The following is a 15,722-nucleotide window of genomic DNA, read 5'->3' as shown; positions in this document are numbered from 1 at the left end:
TCCTTTAATCAAGGAGGGACTTTTTGCTTTATGCTGTCGTATCTATCAGCTTTGCACCGGTCATTGACTGTAATTCGTCAAAGCTCAGACCCTCAACTTTTTCAATCACTTTCATGCCTTCAACTGTTACATCAATGACGCACAAATCTGTGTAAATACGATCGACACATTGCAGGCCTGTCGCAGGGTATGACAATTCAGCAACAATTTTCGGTTCACCTTTTTTGGTCACATGGTCTGTAGTAATAAAGACTTTTTTCGCCCCAACAGCCAAATCCATTGCACCACCTACAGCAGGAATTGCATCTGGCGCACCAGTATGCCAATTTGCTAAGTCACCATTTCGGGCAACCTGAAAAGCGCCTAATACTGCAATATCTAAATGCCCGCCACGCATCATGGCAAAAGAGTCACCATGGTGAAAAAAGCAGCCGCCCGTTTGCATAGTGACAAACTCTTTTCCTGCATTAATTAACTCAGGGTCTTCTTCGCCTTTAGCTGGAGGAGGACCAAAAGCCAAAAGTCCATTTTCTGAATGTAGAAAAACATCTTTATCTGTTGGTAAATAATTTGAAATTTTAGTGGGCAAGCCAATGCCTAAATTGACATAAGCACCATCTGGAATATCTTGTGCAACACGTTCTGCAATTTGATCACGGGTTAATTTGGTATAGCTCATGGTTCTTTCCTCACGTGATTTATGCAGATTGCTCAAGCTGTGCAGGTTGAACAGCCACAACATGTTGTACAAAAATGCCAGGGGTAATAATGTGCTCTGGGTCTAATGCACCAAGTTCAACAACTTCAGAAACCTGAGCAATTGTCACATCTGCTGCCATAGCCATAATGGGGCCAAAGTTACGCGCTGATTTGTTGTAAACCAAGTTGCCCCAGCGGTCGCCCTGATGTGCTTTGATTAAAGCAAAATCAGCTTTAATTGGATTTTCGAGGACGAAATCTTTGCCTTCATAATTGAGTGTAGGTTTGCCTTCTGCCAACAACGTACCAAAACCTGTTGGTGTATAAATTGGACCCAAACCCATGCCTGCCGCCTGGATACGGCAAGCTAAATTACCTTGTGGTACAAGCTCAAGTTCTATTTTTCCTGCACGGTATAATTCATCGAACACCCAAGAGTCCGATTGGCGAGGGAAAGAACAGATCATTTTACGGACAGCACCAGCTTTGAGTAATTTAGCCAGTCCATAGTCACCATTACCTGCATTGTTATTGACGATGATTAGGTCTTTGATCCCAAGTTCTATCAGTCCATCAATCAGTTCAGCAGGCTGACCAGCCGTACCGAAGCCGCCGATCATAATGGTTGATCCATCCTTAATTTGAGACAGTGCTTCTGTTAAGGAAGCGGTACTTTTATCAATCATGCTACGATCCTTCATCAAGAACGATAAAACTATTTACCTGACTAACCACTTCAGCTATACAAGGCAGATAATCTTTTATTTCAAATGTTTACTAACTTAAAAAGCAGATAAATGGATTTCAATCATGTGTTACACAATTGGAATCCAATCACATCAGCTGTCATCACTACGAATAGAAGAGGGATGACGATTTAAAGCCATGACTTCAATATTCATATACGGGTAAAGGGGCAATCCTTGTAAAATGTTGTGTAGCTCTTCATTGCTTTCAACATCAAAAATACTGATATTTGAATATTGACCAGTAATGCGCCAGATATGACGCCATTTGCCTTGACGTTGTAGATCTTGTGAATAAGCCTTTTCTACAGCTTTAATTTCATTGGCTTTTTCGACTGGCATATCTAATGGAATATTGACATCCATGCGTACTTGGAAAAGCATTTCTCACTCCTAGCTAAATGTTATTTGCGACGTAAGTCATCAATTTTGTTTTCATCAATTTCAATCCCTAAACCCGCTGTGGTCGGAATCTTGAGTTCGAAATCTTGATATTGAAGTGGGGTTTTTAAAATTTCTTCAGTTAGCAGCAATGGACCAAAAAGCTCTGTGCCATAAGCTAAATTGTCAAATGTAGAAAATGCATGTGCCGATGCAATAGTGCCCACAGGGCCTTCAAGCATGGTTCCACCATATAAATCGATACCCGCAAGTTTGGCGATTTTAGAAACCTCACAGCCTTCGATTAAACCGCCAGACTGTGCAACTTTGACTGCAAAAACAGAGGCAGAATTGTGCCGCGCAAGTTGATATGCCGTTTGAGGCCCCATCAGTGATTCATCTGCCATAATCCCAATATCAAAACGACGAGTTAAACGGCGCATCGCGTCAATGTTATCGATTGCGCAAGGCTGCTCAATCAGGTCGACACCACCATCTTGTAACAATTGGATGCCTTTAATGGCATCTAATTCAGACCATGCACGGTTAACATCCACACGGATAGAAATGTCCGAACCTAACGCTTTTTTTATGGCTAAAACATGCTCAACGTCAGCTTCAACGGGACGTGAACCGATTTTAAGTTTGAAAATATTGTGTCGTTTTGCCGCAATCATTTTTTGTGCTTCGGCAATGTCTTTTTCCGTATTGCCAGATGCAAGTACCCAAAGAACAGGCAAGCTATCACGTAAGCGACCGCCCAATACTTCACTCAAAGGCTGATTTAAACGCTGCGCTAAAATATCGAGTAGCGCAGTTTGAATGGCACATTTAGCAAAGCGATTGCCGTTAATATTACGTTTAATGGCTTGCATGGTTTGAGCTACATTCAAACCAGTGAGGGTTTTCAGTAAAGGACTAAAATAAGTTTCAATATTGATTCGAATGCTTTCAGGGCTTTCTTCACCATAGCCTAGACCGCCAATCGTCGTCGCTTCCCCCCAACCGATATAACCATCTTCGGTGGTGATTTTAATCAAAACAAGGGTTTGCGTTTGCATGGTTGCAACAGCCATCTTGTGCGGACGGATTGTTGGGATTTCCACGAGCAGGGTTTCAATCGACTTATACATCTTGCGTATTTCTTATCTATCCAACTATTTATATACCCTAATTTAATGTAATATCTTTAACTAGAGCGATTTTGGTATTTTTAGATACTTAAAAGGTATATAAATGGAATTAAGGCACTTACGTTACTTTGTCACTGTGGTTGAAGAGCAAAGTATTACCAAGGCAGCAGAAAAATTATGTATTGCTCAGCCGCCTTTGAGTCGCCAAATTCAAAAACTTGAAGAAGAACTGGGGATTACCTTGTTTGAGCGTGGTTCTAGACCCATGAAAACCACAGAAGCAGGTATGTTCTTTTATGAGCATGCTGTACAGATATTGACGCATACCGCCCAGGCCACAACCATGGCACAGCGAATTAATGCCGTCGATAAAACTGTCCGCATTGGTTATGTCAGTTCGCTTTTATACGCATTATTGCCACAAATTATTTATTTATTTCGACAACGTAACCCAGATATTCATGTTGAACTCATAGAATGTGGTACACGCGATCAGATTGAAGCCTTAAAAACCGGTCGAATCGATATTGGTTTTGGACGACTGCGATTAACAGATCCGTCTATTAAACGTATTTTATTAAGAAAAGAAGCGCTACGTTTAGCTATACATAAAAATCATCATTTGGCTGAATTTAAAGACAAAGGCATTTATCTTTCTCAAATTTTAGATGAACCAATTTTTGCCTACCCTACGACACCTAAACCGAATTTTTCCACCCTCATCCAATCCATTTTTACCGAATTGGGACTTGTACCTAAACATTTAACCGAAGTGCGTGAAATTCATATGGCTTTGGGCTTGGTGGCGTCGGGAGAGGGCATTTCTCTGATCCCTGAAAGTGCCAGTGATATTGGCATGAAAAATTTGATGTATATCCCAATCTTAGATTTGGAAGCCTATAGTCCAATCTCTTTGTCGGTGCGCAATATGGATCATAGTAATTACATTCCAAAGATACTGGATTGCATTCGTGAAGTTTTTGTTGAAGAAAATATCGATCTGCGCGCCATCGATGCAGATGCATAACTAAGTCAAGGTTTCATGGTCGATGTAACACAAGATCCACTATTCAGATGATAGAGTCTTATGGAACATCAACAAATTTAGCCCAAAGCATCCTGATAAATACAAGATTGTGCTATTTCAAAAACCTTTTCATCTTCAATATTTAATTGATCGTATTGCTGCATTTTTTGAATCATCCATTCAAAGTCTGAAGTTTGTGGCGCTTGGGTCTTGCCAAAATTTTGAATGATGCTTTTGATCCGATGAAAAGCCTCGACGTGAATCTGCTCAGAACAATCAAAACGGATGATGTGATATTGTTTTAACAAAGAAAATATTTCTGAGAAATGTGTTTGTTGAAGTAGATCGTTTTGTGCTTTTTGGATGGCAAGATTGATCGCCTTTAAGGTATTGGGATGTTTTTCTGCCCAATCATGAGTAAAAGCCAAAACCTTATCTGGTATAGGCTCAATAATATCTTGGCTATTGACGATGATACGACTATAGCCTTGTATTTCAGATTGCGTATTCCACGGCTCTCCGACACAGAATCCATCAATTCGTTGCGTTGATATTGCTTCCACCATATAAGGCGGTGGTAGAGTTGAAAAAGTCTGCGTTTGAGCGAGTTCTGTGTCGGCAAGTGCCAACCATTCTCTTAAAATATAATGATGAATCGAATGCTGAAAAACATGCGCCAACTGAATCTTTTGATTCTGCTTTATCGCAGATACGATTTTCTCTGCTGAATTAATTGGTAGATCTAATGCATGGATCTTTAATTCATAGTAGAGCTTTTGACTCAGACTAATATAAGCGCAATTGGTACTGAGCGTTAGTGAGGTTTGTAAGGGGATGCCGAGATGGTCTTTGCCCGTCACAGACGCAGGCAGCATGGCCGATAAACAGTGTGCTGCATCTAAAAAACCAAAAGCTAGACGGTCACGTAAACTTGCCCAAGACGGTTCTTGAGTTAGTGTGACATTCAAGCCTTGTTCAGCAAAATACCCTTGATGTTCTGCCCAGAGCAAAGCAACACAGTCAAGTAAAGGAATATAGCCCAATTGAATATCAGTTTTTTCAAGCTTTTGCATGGTTTATTCCTTAAATTGAGACTGTAACAGCGCTTGCGCATCAAGCAGTCGGCGCGCCATTTCACCCATCGTCATACGGTGACTCATGGCATTTTTTCTCAGCAAATTAAATGCTTGATCTTCGGTTAAACCATGCATTTGTATTAAAAGCACTTTGGCTTTTTCAATATCTTTTCGATCGGCCAATTTGCACTTGGTTTCAGCCAAATCATTCAGCAGTTTTTTATGCTTTTTATATTGTTCAATCGAAATTTCTAAAATGCTATTCAAACGTGCAGGGTCAATACCATCGACAATATATGCCGTGACACCCGCATCAATCGCGCTTCGGATGATTTCAAGACTCGAATTTTTAGTGAACAGAACAGTCGGTAAGTCAAATTGGCTGACACAGCTTTCAATGACATCGCGATGTGGATGATCCATATCCAATAAAATCACATCTGCCTGAATATTTTGCAGATATGACATATTTAAATGATCAATCATGAAACTGGCGACCACATCAAAGTCATGTTGAATTAATGAGGCTTGAATAAATTCAGCGCGTTCTTGATCATCATCAATTAGGGCTATTTTTAGTTTTGGCATGCAAACGCTCAGACAGAGCCAAACAAATACGTATTGAGTTTTCTAAGCAATTTAAATGCCAAATTTTAAGACAATACAAAATATAAATCTGCTTCTAAATTTTAGCTTGGTTATATGCACATTTTAAAATTGAACCATTTCCGTGCACTGATCTTGTGCAGGGCTGAACCACGTTTGAACATTCAGCCGCATCTCTATAGGCATATTGACTATCTATTTACCTTAATTCGCTTATTTTCGGATAGATCGGCGCTCAATGCTTAAATATAGAGATGAAATTTACGATTGAAATAAAAACTTGGCACGTATCGTGCTTAATACTTATTGAGTCAAAGAAGACTCTAAAAATTTGTTAGACGGCCAACGACGTCCGTTCTGATCGACTCTGTTATGTGTTAGCGACATAACCGAGTAATTCATGCGTTCAGTTCAGTCAGGAGAAGGTAATGTCTTCAAATTTAAATGCCAAAAAAGCCACAAAAATAAGTCTATTTAATTTTTCTTCAGCAGCAATGCGGGCCTTCCACATGAGTTGGCTCGCATTCTTTGTTTGCTTCTTTGCATGGTTTGCCTGTGCACCGTTGATGCCAGTGATTGCTGGCGAATTTCACCTCACGAAAGATCAAATTGCCAATATTAATATTGCCGCTGTTGCGATCACGATTTTAGTCCGTCTGATCGTTGGTCCTTTATGTGATAAATATGGCCCGCGTAAAACCTATACAGCTTTATTAATCATCGGCAGTATTCCAGTCTTTGGTGTCGCTTCTGCGAGCAGCTATGAATCCTTTCTTTTCTTCCGCTTGCTGATCGGCGCGATTGGCGCAAGCTTCGTCATCACTCAATACCATACAAGCATTATGTTTGCGCCTAATGTTGTGGGTACAGCCAATGCTGCAACAGCAGGCTGGGGCAATGCAGGCGGCGGTGCAACTCAAGCCCTTATGCCTTTACTGCTTGGCGCACTCGTTATGTTTGGTGTAGAGCAAGCGATGGGCTGGCGTATTGCGCTGATTGTACCCGGTGTGATGATGCTGATTGTTGGTGCGCTTTACTGGAAGTTCACACAAGACTGTCCGCAAGGCAACTTTAAAGAACTTCGCGAACAAGGCATCAGTGTTGGCAGTGACAAAAAAGGCGGCTTGGCAATTCTAATGCATGCAGCACGCAATTACCGTGTATGGATTCTATTTGGCGCTTACGCAGCTTGTTTCGGTATTGAAATCTTTATTCACAACATTGTAGCAATGTACTACGTCGACCATTTCAGCTTTGGATTAAAAGAGGCGGGTATGGCAGCAGGTATCTTTGGTTTGCTTGCATTGTTTGCTCGTGCGCTTGGCGGCATTGTTTCGGACAAAGTAGCGACTAAAAAAGGCTTAGATGGCCGTACCAAAGTGTTATTTGCCATGATTCTGCTAGAAGGCTTATTCCTGATTGTCTTCTCACAAATGAATACTGCAGTGCTTGCAATCCTTGCAATGACAGTCTTTGCGCTCTTCACACATATGGCTTGCGGTGCTACCTATGCGCTGGTGCCATTCATTGACCGTGATGCTTTAGGCGGTGTTGCAGGCATTATCGGTGCAGGCGGTAACGTAGGTGCAGTGGCTGCAGGCTTCTTGCTTAAAGGCATGCTGGATATTCAAACCACGCTTATGGTGTTGGGCGGTCTAGTGGTTATCGCTGCAAGCTGTGTACTCATGATCCGCTTCTCTGTAGAGCATAAAGAAAAAGAACAGCGCCTATTTGAACAAGCTGTAAATGAACGAAATTTAGCTGAAGCTCAAAACTAATACTGAAAAGTTGCCTCTAAACATCGCGATTTAGGGGCAAACAAAAAAAATCTTGCGGAGAAAGAATATGAAAATCATCATGATTGGACATGGCATGGTTGGCCATAAATTTATCGAATCTGTACTGGAACACGCAGGTGATGATGTTGAATTAACCATTTTGGCTGAAGAGCCGCGTTTAGCCTATGACCGTGTGCATTTAACTGAATATTTCAGCGGTAAATCGGCTAAAGATTTAACCCTGTGCCGCAGCGACTTTGCCGATGCATACGGTATAGATTTACGCCTTAGCACCAAAGCGGTTGAAATTGATCAGCGCAATAAAACGGTCACAACCAATCACGGTGATATTCTTTCTTTTGACAAGCTAGTGCTCGCAACAGGTTCATACGCTTTTGTGCCACCAATTCCAGGCAATGAACGTGAAAACTGCTTTGTGTACCGTACCATTGAAGATTTGGATGCCATCCGTGCCGCAAGCTTGAATGCTAAAACAGGTGTGGTGATCGGCGGCGGTTTATTGGGTCTGGAAGCAGCAAAAGCGCTGCGTGATTTAAACTTAGAAACCCATGTTGTTGAATTTGCACCACGCTTAATGGCAGTTCAGATTGATGATCTAGGCGGTAAAGTTTTACGCTCAAAAATTGAAAATCTAGGTGTTAAAGTCCATACGCAAAAAGCAACATCTTGCATTGAAGACGGTGCAAATACGAAGCATGTAATGAAGTTTGGTGATGGTTCTGAACTGGAAACCGACATCATCTTATTCTCTGCAGGTATCCGCCCACGCGATGAATTAGCGCGCCAAAGCGGTTTAGCCATTGGTGAGCGTGGCGGAATTGCGATTAATGACTATTGCCAAACTTCAAACCCTGACATTTATGCCATTGGTGAATGTGCGCTTTGGCAAAATAAAATTTATGGCCTGGTTGCGCCGGGCTATGACATGGCGCGTATTGCAGCAAAGCATGTGATGGAACAAAACTGCACGCTTTTCGCTGGTGCAGATATGAGCACCAAGCTGAAACTGATGGGAGTTGATGTTGCATCTGTAGGCGATGCGCATGCAATGACACCAAATTCTTTAAGCTATTTCTATGCAGATGAAGCAGCTCAGGTTTATAAAAAAATTGTCGTGAATGCAGAGAAAACTAAGCTGCTAGGTGCAGTATTGGTGGGCTGTGCTAAAGAATACAATGACCTGCTGCAAATGATGCTGAATGGCTTAGAAGTTCCAGAAAGCCCAGAAAGCCTAATCATGCCTGGCTATGCACAATCTGCAGGTAAATCGGGCGGAAGCGGTGTCGATCTGTTGCCAGACAGCGCAACGATTTGTTCATGTAACAACGTCTCTAAAGCAGACATTTGTTCAGCCATTGCTGACGGATCGACTTCTTTAGGCGCATTGAAAAAATGCACCAAAGCTGCAACAGCTTGCGGCGGCTGTGCACCATTAGTCACTCAAGTCCTCAAATCTGAGCTTCAGCGTCAAGGTGTCACTGTAAATAACCATTTATGTGAACACTTTGCTTATTCACGCCAAGAGCTCTATCACTTGGTACGTGTGAACGAAATCAAAACCTTTGATGACCTGATTCAACAGCTTGGCCATGGTTTAGGCTGTGACATCTGTAAACCGACGGCAGCCAATATCCTAGCGTCATGCTGGAATGACTTTGTACTTAAACCAAGCCATGCAGGCTTGCAAGACAGTAATGACTACTACCTAGGCAACATACAAAAAGACGGCTCTTATTCAGTCGTGCCACGTATGGCAGGCGGTGAAGTTACTCCGGATGGATTAATTGCCGTAGGTCAAATTGCGAAAGAATATGGTCTATATACCAAACTGACAGGTGGTCAGCGTGTCGATATGTTTGGTGCACAAGTGCATCAGTTGCCTGAAATTTGGGAAAAATTGATTGCTGCAGGTTTTGAGTCTGGTCATGCATACGGTAAATCATTGCGTACAGTGAAATCATGTGTCGGCAGTACTTGGTGCCGCTATGGCGTAGACGACTCTGTGGGTTTGGCGATTTTCCTAGAAAACCGCTACAAAGGCCTGCGTTCACCGCATAAATTGAAAATGGCAGTATCAGGCTGTACCCGTGAATGTGCTGAAGCGCAAAGTAAAGATGTTGGCGTGATTGCGACTGAAAAAGGCTGGAACCTTTATGTATGCGGCAACGGCGGTATGAAGCCGCGTCACGCAGAGCTTTTGGCATCAGACTTAGATACGCAAACATTGATCAAATACATTGACCGTTTCTTTATGTTCTACATTCAAACAGCAGACCGTTTGCAGCGTACTTCTGTATGGCGCGACAACATGGAAGGCGGTTTAGATTACCTGAAAGATGTCGTTGTGAATGATTCGCTTGGCGTAGCTGCTGAACTTGAACGCCGTATGAGCCATGTTGTGGGTACATATCAAGATGAATGGCGTACTGCTGTAGAAGATCCTGAAGTACGTAAACGCTTTGTGACTTTCGTGAATGCAAAAGCAGAACAGCAAAATGATCCGCATATTCAGTTTGCATCCGTTCGCGGTCAAATCAGACCCAAAACAGAAGCTGAACGCGATACGACACGCATTCCAGTGGTTGAAGCTTAAGAGAATAACGAATTTAAAACTTCTTTTATTTGATTTACATCCTTATTCGGTTTCTCGCTAAGGCGAAAATGAAAAGATAGTGATCTAAAAGAAGTTTAAAAAGGATCAAGAATATGACAATTTTAAAAGAAATGAATGATTTAGACTGGTTTGATGTTTGTGCATTAGATGATATTACGCCAAATACAGGTGTGGGCGCACTGATTGAAAATCAGCAAATTGCGATATTCCGTGTCGGTGAAGAAAAGCGGGTTTATGCGCTCAGCAATCAAGACCCATTTAGCCAAGCCTATGTTATGTCCCGCGGTATTATTGGTGACTTGCAGGGTGAACGTGTTATTGCATCACCCATTTATAAACAGCATTTCAGCCTTGCTACTGGACGCTGCTTAGAAGATAAAGACCAAAAACTCTTGGTTTTTCCAAGCAAAATTGAAAATGGCCGTGTGCTGATTAGTCCAACTGCTCAAAAAACCTATATTACCAATAACGCGCCATCGTCTGAACTGATGAAACTAGTTTTGGTCGGCAATGGCTTAGCGGGTATGCGCTGCTTAGAAGATCTGCTGGATATGGCGCCAGAGCGTTATGAAATTACAGTCATAGGCGAAGAGCCTTGGGGCAATTACAACCGCATTATGCTTTCACCTGTGCTTTCAGGTGATAAAACCATTGAAGATATCATGCTGCATTCACATGCTTGGTATAAAGACAAAAATATCCGTTTTGTAGCAGGTGATGCGGCGGTACGCATAGACCGTCCGCGCAAGCAGGTATACACAGAAAAAGGCTTGGTCATCGATTATGACCGTCTGATTTTAGCGACAGGTTCTAAGCCATTTATTCCGCCTATACCGGGAACTGACTTAAAAGGTGTTCTCAGCTTCCGTGATATTTATGATGTAAACCGCATGCTGGATTACTGTAAATCTAAGCAAAATGCAGTGGTGATTGGCGGCGGTTTACTTGGCCTGGAGGCTGCGTACGGCCTGAAACAGCGTGGCATGAATGTCACAGTGCTGCATTTGATGGACCGCATTATGGACCGCCAGCTGGATGAAAAAGCCAGCTTAATGCTCAATCATGCGATTGAACAAAAAGGTATAAAAATCATGACTGCAGCCAATACCCAAGAGTTGATGGGTGAAGATGGCCATGTCAAGCAGCTGCGTTTGCAGGACGGTACTGTTTTAGATGCAGATCTTGTGGTTTTTGCGGTGGGTATTCGTCCGAATATTGAGCTTGCTCAAAGTGCAGGACTGCGCTGCGGCCGCGGTGTCATGGTGAATGACACCATGCAAACGTTTGATCCGAGTATTTATGCGGTGGGTGAATGTATTGAACACCGCAGCCAAACTTTCGGTTTAGTTGAACCGCTTTGGGGACAGGCATTCATTTGTGCATCGCATTTGGCCGAACATGGCAGCTTAACCTTTAAAGCGCCTACGGTTCCGACACAGTTAAAAGTCAGCGGCTGTGATGTTTTTTCTGCAGGCAATTTTGAACCGTTAGAAGATTTTGAAGATATTATTTTGAATGATGAAAAGCGTCAGATTTATAAACGCATTATTATTCAAAAAGATAGAGTGATTGGCGCTGTGCTGTTTGGCGATACTGAAGACGGTGCATGGTATGCAGAATTGATTTCAGATCAAACTCCAATTTCAAGCATCCGAAACAAATTGCTGTTTGGTAAGGATTTTGCATTAAAGAAAGCAGGGTGATTCATTATTAATCAAAGAATATAGTCACGACCGCGCAATTTCATTTTTAAGAAATTTGTATTTGCGTAGGTGTTGCCTCACTTTTGAAGGATCAAAAGTGACAAAAATCCTTTGTTGGGCGAAGGGTACATCCTATACCCCGCCCAACGGTGGCATCCATGCCACCACACGATAGTTAGTTTTAACTTAAATTTAAATAATTTAGTCATCTTTTGAAATTGGTCGTAACACTCAATTAATTGAGTTTGGAAAAAGGAGCCGGCAGAAGTGAATAGCATCCCGATCGTGGAACTGCATAGCTCCACAGAAAATAAAATTAAAACAACGCAAACCACCTGTCCATATTGTGGTGTCGGCTGCGGCGTGAGCGCAACAGTTGAACAGACTGCTTTAGGGCAAAAAGTCAGTGTGACTGGCGATACGAACCATCCATCAAACTATGGCAAGCTGTGCATTAAAGGCAGTAACTTAGCCGATACGATTGGATTAGAAACACGTGTCTTACAGCCGATGCTTGGGCGTCAAACATCACCATTTCATACTCGTCAGGCTACAGATTGGAACACAGCAACAGCACTGATTGCCGAAAAATTTCAGCAATGTATAGATCTTTACGGACGTGAAAGCATCGCTTTTTATGTGTCGGGCCAACTGCTGACGGAGGATTACTATGCCGTTAACAAATTTGTCAAAGGCTATTTAGGTACTGCAAATATTGACACCAATTCACGGCTTTGCATGTCATCGGCTGTGGCGGCACATAAGCGTGCATTTGGTGAAGACCTTGTACCAGCAAGCTATGAAGACTTTGAGCATACAGATATGGTGGTGCTGGTCGGATCCAATACAGCATGGTGCCATCCCGTGCTGTATCAGCGCATTATGAAAGCCAAAGAAGAACGTGATTTGTTCGTAGTGGTCATTGATCCGCGCTTTACCAGTACCTGTGAGGCTGCAGATTTGCATTTGCCAATTTTACCGGGGCAAGATGTCGCACTGTTCAATGGTTTGCTGCAGTATTTAGTACAAAATAATCATAGTGATGTAGATTTTATCACCAAACATACTCAAGGTTTGGCGCAAGCGCTGGAGCAAAGTAAAACAGAAGCTTCTATGACAGCAGTTGCTGAGCGTACAGGTATTTCTTTAGAAAAATTACAGCTATTTTTTGAAAAATTTGCGCAAACTGACAAAGTTATGTCGCTATTTTCGATGGGGGTTAATCAGTCTTCGCGTGGTGTAGACAAAGCCAACAGTATTATTAACTGCCATTTGCTGACTGGCAAAATCGGAAAATTAGGTGCAGCGCCTTTTTCTATGACAGGTCAGCCCAATGCAATGGGTGGCCGCGAGGTTGGCGGCTTAGCCAATATGCTGGCTGCGCACTTAGATGTCGATAACACAGCGCATCAGGCATTAGTACAAGCGTTTTGGCAAAGTCCATTTATTGCCAATAAAGCGGGATTAAAAGCGGTTGATCTGTTTCAGGCGGTTGAAAGCGGCAAAATAAAAGTCATCTGGATTATGGCTACTAATCCTGTAGTTAGCTTGCCAGATGCAGATCAAGTCAAACGTGCCTTAGAGCAATGCGAGTTTGTAGTGGTGTCGGATATTTGCAAAGACACAGACACAGCAATATATGCAGATGTGCTTTTACCTGCATTGGGCTGGGGTGAAAAAGACGGAACCGTTACCAATTCTGAACGCCGTATTTCACGTCAAACTGCTTTTTTAGATGCGCCGGGTGAAGCCAGAGCAGACTGGTGGTCTATTGCACAAGTTGCGAAAAAGATGGGTTATAGCGGTTTTGACTACAGCAGCAGCTATGACATATTTATTGAACATGCAAAATTATCTGCTTATCAAAATGCGCCTTTAGATCAACGTGATACCACTGAGTCTTTTCGCTACTTTAATTTGCAGGGTTTAAGTAAGTTATCTGCACAAGATTATGCTGAATTAAAGCCCGTGCAATGGCCAGTTTGGCAGTTAGATCAGAGCGCTGATGCTGTTAGCCGTTTGTTTGCCCAAGGCCAATTCAGCCATGCCGATGCCAAAGCTAAGTTTGTAGCAACAACCGCTATTGACCCTTTGAACAAGATTTGCGGCGAATATCCGCTGGTTTTAAATACTGGCCGTATCCGTGATCAATGGCACACCATGAGCCGTACGGGTTTATCTGCAAACTTGAGTACACATATCGCCGAACCATTTTGTGAAATACACCCGCAAGATGCACTGAAGTTTGGTGTTAAAGATGGTGAACTGATTGAGGTGAAATCTAACTGGGGCTTATGTATTTTACGTGCACAGGTCAGCAGTAAAATTCGACGCGGTCAAATTTTTGCGCCAATTCATTGGAATGACCAAGTCGCATCGGATGCGCGTATTGGCAAAGTGGTGAATCCTGTGGTCGATGCACTATCTGGTGAGCCTGAATTTAAACATACACCTGTATTTGTACAGCCGTTTTATACACAGTGGCAAGGTGTACTGTATGTACGTGACGGCTTTGAGCAAATGGTGCAAAACACCATTCAAAACACGGTGTGGTGGACCAAAATTAAAACAGCGAAAGCGACGCGTTTTGAGTTGGCCGATCGTAAAAAATTTAGAAACACGGTTCAGCAGCTGAAAACATTACTGCCATTTACCGATGAAAGCTTTGAATGGCTGAATTTGGAAGATCAAACTGCCGATTTGAGTCATACCGTGGTGCTGCAAGATGGGCATTTAATTGCCAGTCTATATATTGCGCAACGCTCTATGCTGCCAGACCGTGATTGGATTGCTGGCATGTTTAAGCGTGAACGGCTCAGCGCAATGCACCGCAAAGCGCTTCTGGCAGGTCAGCCGATGAACATGACCAACAGTGCAGGTCCGCTGGTGTGCAGCTGTTTCAAAGTTGGCAAAAATACCATTATCGAAACCATTAAAGAAAAGAATATTAGCCATGAAAAACAAGTCACAGCATGTTTAAAAGCCGGCGGCAATTGCGGTTCGTGCCTATCAGAAATTAGAGGCTTAATTAAAGCCTGTCAGACGGAGTATGCAGAATGATGAAAAAAATCACCAAATCAGTAAGCTATCCAGAAACAGACTTGGTTATTTTGGCGGGCGGTCAGGCCCGCAGAATGAACGGCATGAATAAAGTGCTGCAAAAATTTGATAATGAAATTCAGCTGATTAAGATCCATCAGCAGTTGAAATCACGGGCTGAAAATGTCTGGATCAACAGCCATCGCGATCATTCGATTTATAAACGGCTCATTCCCTCGATCCGCTTTTATCAAGATGATGAAGCCGGATTTTTAGGGCCATTGATGGGGATGAAAAGCGCGTGGTCACATGTTGAGTCTGATTATGTTTTGTTTGTCCCGTGCGATGTGACCTATATCCCGAAGAAAGTGCTTTCGAGATTGCATCAGGCCATGCAGCGGGATCCCTTGTGTGAAGTAGCTGTAGTGGAAATTAATGGCAAAGCGCTGTATCCATTTTGTTTGCTGAAACGAAGCAGTCTCACAATGCTGCAGGTGCATCTTGATCAAAAACAGCGCAGTTTAAAAGGCTGTTTTGCCAAAATGCACATGCAAGTCGCACGTTTTCAGAACCATGCACTCTTTTTTCACAGTATTAATTCTTTGGATGAGCTGCAGCAGCACCGTCAGCTGAATTTCCTCTAAAAGTTTTAATTTGCTATGCGCTTTTATGTGAATGGATGATGTTCAAGTGCAGTTTTGAGCCAATGAAGATGCATGGCGTCCCATTGATAGACTTTAACCGCGCTCATCAGCAATAAAGCAGCTTGATTATGTTATATATATCAGCATCTTAACGTCAATTTGTGTTTAATATTCTTGATTAAATAGGCATAAATAATTGATATTATTGATTAAAATATTAAAACAAAAGCATCTTAAAAAATATTCAAAAAAGCG

The 15,722-nt window shown here is 42.4% G+C and carries 12 protein-coding genes; 6 read left to right on the top strand and 6 right to left on the bottom strand.

Annotated elements, in window-relative coordinates; translation table 11 throughout:
* Positions 1-28: 28 nt before the first annotated feature.
* From FTT98_RS09390 to FTT98_RS09375, 4 genes are all read right to left on the bottom strand, one after another.
* On the bottom strand, positions 29-679 hold the full coding sequence (locus FTT98_RS09390) for a 3-oxoacid CoA-transferase subunit B (RefSeq protein ID WP_180026995.1): 651 nt from the start codon (positions 677-679) through the stop codon (positions 29-31).
* Between the two features lie 19 nt (positions 680-698).
* Positions 699-1,385 (bottom strand): 3-oxoacid CoA-transferase subunit A, encoded by a 687-nt coding sequence (locus FTT98_RS09385; protein ID WP_078193765.1) that lies wholly within the window; start codon positions 1,383-1,385, stop codon positions 699-701.
* A 153-nt stretch (positions 1,386-1,538) separates the two neighbouring features.
* Positions 1,539-1,829, bottom strand: coding sequence for a muconolactone Delta-isomerase (gene catC / locus FTT98_RS09380; protein ID WP_180009435.1), 291 nt, complete (start codon positions 1,827-1,829; stop codon positions 1,539-1,541).
* Between the two features lie 20 nt (positions 1,830-1,849).
* Entirely contained in the window at positions 1,850-2,959 is a 1,110-nt protein-coding gene (locus FTT98_RS09375; protein ID WP_180177312.1) for a muconate/chloromuconate family cycloisomerase, read from the bottom strand.
* A gap of 103 nt (positions 2,960-3,062) precedes the next feature.
* Between FTT98_RS09375 and catM the strand changes: the two genes are divergently transcribed.
* On the top strand, positions 3,063-3,986 hold the full coding sequence (gene catM, locus FTT98_RS09370; protein WP_180177311.1) for a cis,cis-muconate-binding transcription regulator CatM: 924 nt from the start codon (positions 3,063-3,065) through the stop codon (positions 3,984-3,986).
* Positions 3,987-4,063: 77 nt separating this feature from the next.
* On the opposite strand, the gene FTT98_RS09365 is transcribed toward catM, so the two are convergent.
* Together FTT98_RS09365 and FTT98_RS09360 are read right to left on the bottom strand one after the other, a co-directional pair.
* Positions 4,064-5,059, bottom strand: coding sequence for an ABC transporter substrate-binding protein (locus FTT98_RS09365; RefSeq protein WP_180106093.1), 996 nt, complete (start codon positions 5,057-5,059; stop codon positions 4,064-4,066).
* Between the two features lie 3 nt (positions 5,060-5,062).
* Positions 5,063-5,650: an ANTAR domain-containing response regulator gene (locus FTT98_RS09360; protein ID WP_078190882.1), complete on the bottom strand. Its 588-nt coding sequence runs from the start codon at positions 5,648-5,650 to the stop codon at positions 5,063-5,065.
* A gap of 446 nt (positions 5,651-6,096) precedes the next feature.
* On the opposite strand from FTT98_RS09360, the gene FTT98_RS09355 reads away from it, so the two are divergent.
* From FTT98_RS09355 to FTT98_RS09335, 5 genes are all read left to right on the top strand, one after another.
* The gene (locus FTT98_RS09355; RefSeq protein ID WP_180009439.1) at positions 6,097-7,446 is read left to right on the top strand and encodes an MFS transporter; all 1,350 of its coding nucleotides are present in this window, start codon (positions 6,097-6,099) and stop codon (positions 7,444-7,446) included.
* A 67-nt stretch (positions 7,447-7,513) separates the two neighbouring features.
* A complete protein-coding gene (nirB, locus tag FTT98_RS09350) occupies positions 7,514-10,060 on the top strand; it encodes a nitrite reductase large subunit NirB (RefSeq protein WP_218954610.1) in 2,547 nt (848 codons plus the stop codon).
* A gap of 113 nt (positions 10,061-10,173) precedes the next feature.
* Positions 10,174-11,784: a nitrite reductase small subunit NirD gene (gene nirD / locus FTT98_RS09345; protein ID WP_180054751.1), complete on the top strand. Its 1,611-nt coding sequence runs from the start codon at positions 10,174-10,176 to the stop codon at positions 11,782-11,784.
* Between the two features lie 267 nt (positions 11,785-12,051).
* Entirely contained in the window at positions 12,052-14,844 is a 2,793-nt protein-coding gene (locus FTT98_RS09340; RefSeq protein WP_180177310.1) for a nitrate reductase, read from the top strand.
* Positions 14,844-15,467 carry a molybdenum cofactor guanylyltransferase gene (locus FTT98_RS09335; protein ID WP_373685134.1) on the top strand — a complete coding sequence of 208 codons (624 nt, stop codon included), beginning with the start codon at positions 14,844-14,846 and terminating at the stop codon, positions 15,465-15,467. Before FTT98_RS09340 ends, FTT98_RS09335 begins: the two co-directional genes overlap by 1 nt.
* The last annotated feature ends 255 nt before the right edge of the window (positions 15,468-15,722 follow it).

The organism is Acinetobacter sp. YH12039 (assembly GCF_013420015.1).
In the GTDB taxonomy this organism is placed as follows: Bacteria; Pseudomonadota; Gammaproteobacteria; order Pseudomonadales; family Moraxellaceae; genus Acinetobacter; species Acinetobacter amyesii.
This window is presented reverse-complemented; position numbering and strand designations above follow the sequence as displayed.

Excerpts from the sequence above, each read along its gene's own strand:
- FTT98_RS09390 (WP_180026995.1), bottom strand. The coding sequence starts at position 679 with ATGAGCTATACCAAATTAACCCGTGATCAAATTGCAGAACGTGTTGCA.
- FTT98_RS09385 (WP_078193765.1), bottom strand. The coding sequence starts at position 1,385 with ATGATTGATAAAAGTACCGCTTCCTTAACAGAAGCACTGTCTCAAATT.
- catC (WP_180009435.1), bottom strand. The coding sequence starts at position 1,829 with ATGCTTTTCCAAGTACGCATGGATGTCAATATTCCATTAGATATGCCA.
- FTT98_RS09375 (WP_180177312.1), bottom strand. The coding sequence starts at position 2,959 with ATGTATAAGTCGATTGAAACCCTGCTCGTGGAAATCCCAACAATCCGT.
- catM (WP_180177311.1), top strand. The coding sequence starts at position 3,063 with ATGGAATTAAGGCACTTACGTTACTTTGTCACTGTGGTTGAAGAGCAA.
- FTT98_RS09365 (WP_180106093.1), bottom strand. The coding sequence starts at position 5,059 with ATGCAAAAGCTTGAAAAAACTGATATTCAATTGGGCTATATTCCTTTA.
- FTT98_RS09360 (WP_078190882.1), bottom strand. The coding sequence starts at position 5,650 with ATGCCAAAACTAAAAATAGCCCTAATTGATGATGATCAAGAACGCGCT.
- FTT98_RS09355 (WP_180009439.1), top strand. The coding sequence starts at position 6,097 with ATGTCTTCAAATTTAAATGCCAAAAAAGCCACAAAAATAAGTCTATTT.
- nirB (WP_218954610.1), top strand. The coding sequence starts at position 7,514 with ATGAAAATCATCATGATTGGACATGGCATGGTTGGCCATAAATTTATC.
- nirD (WP_180054751.1), top strand. The coding sequence starts at position 10,174 with ATGACAATTTTAAAAGAAATGAATGATTTAGACTGGTTTGATGTTTGT.
- FTT98_RS09335 (WP_373685134.1), top strand. The coding sequence starts at position 14,844 with ATGAAAAAAATCACCAAATCAGTAAGCTATCCAGAAACAGACTTGGTT.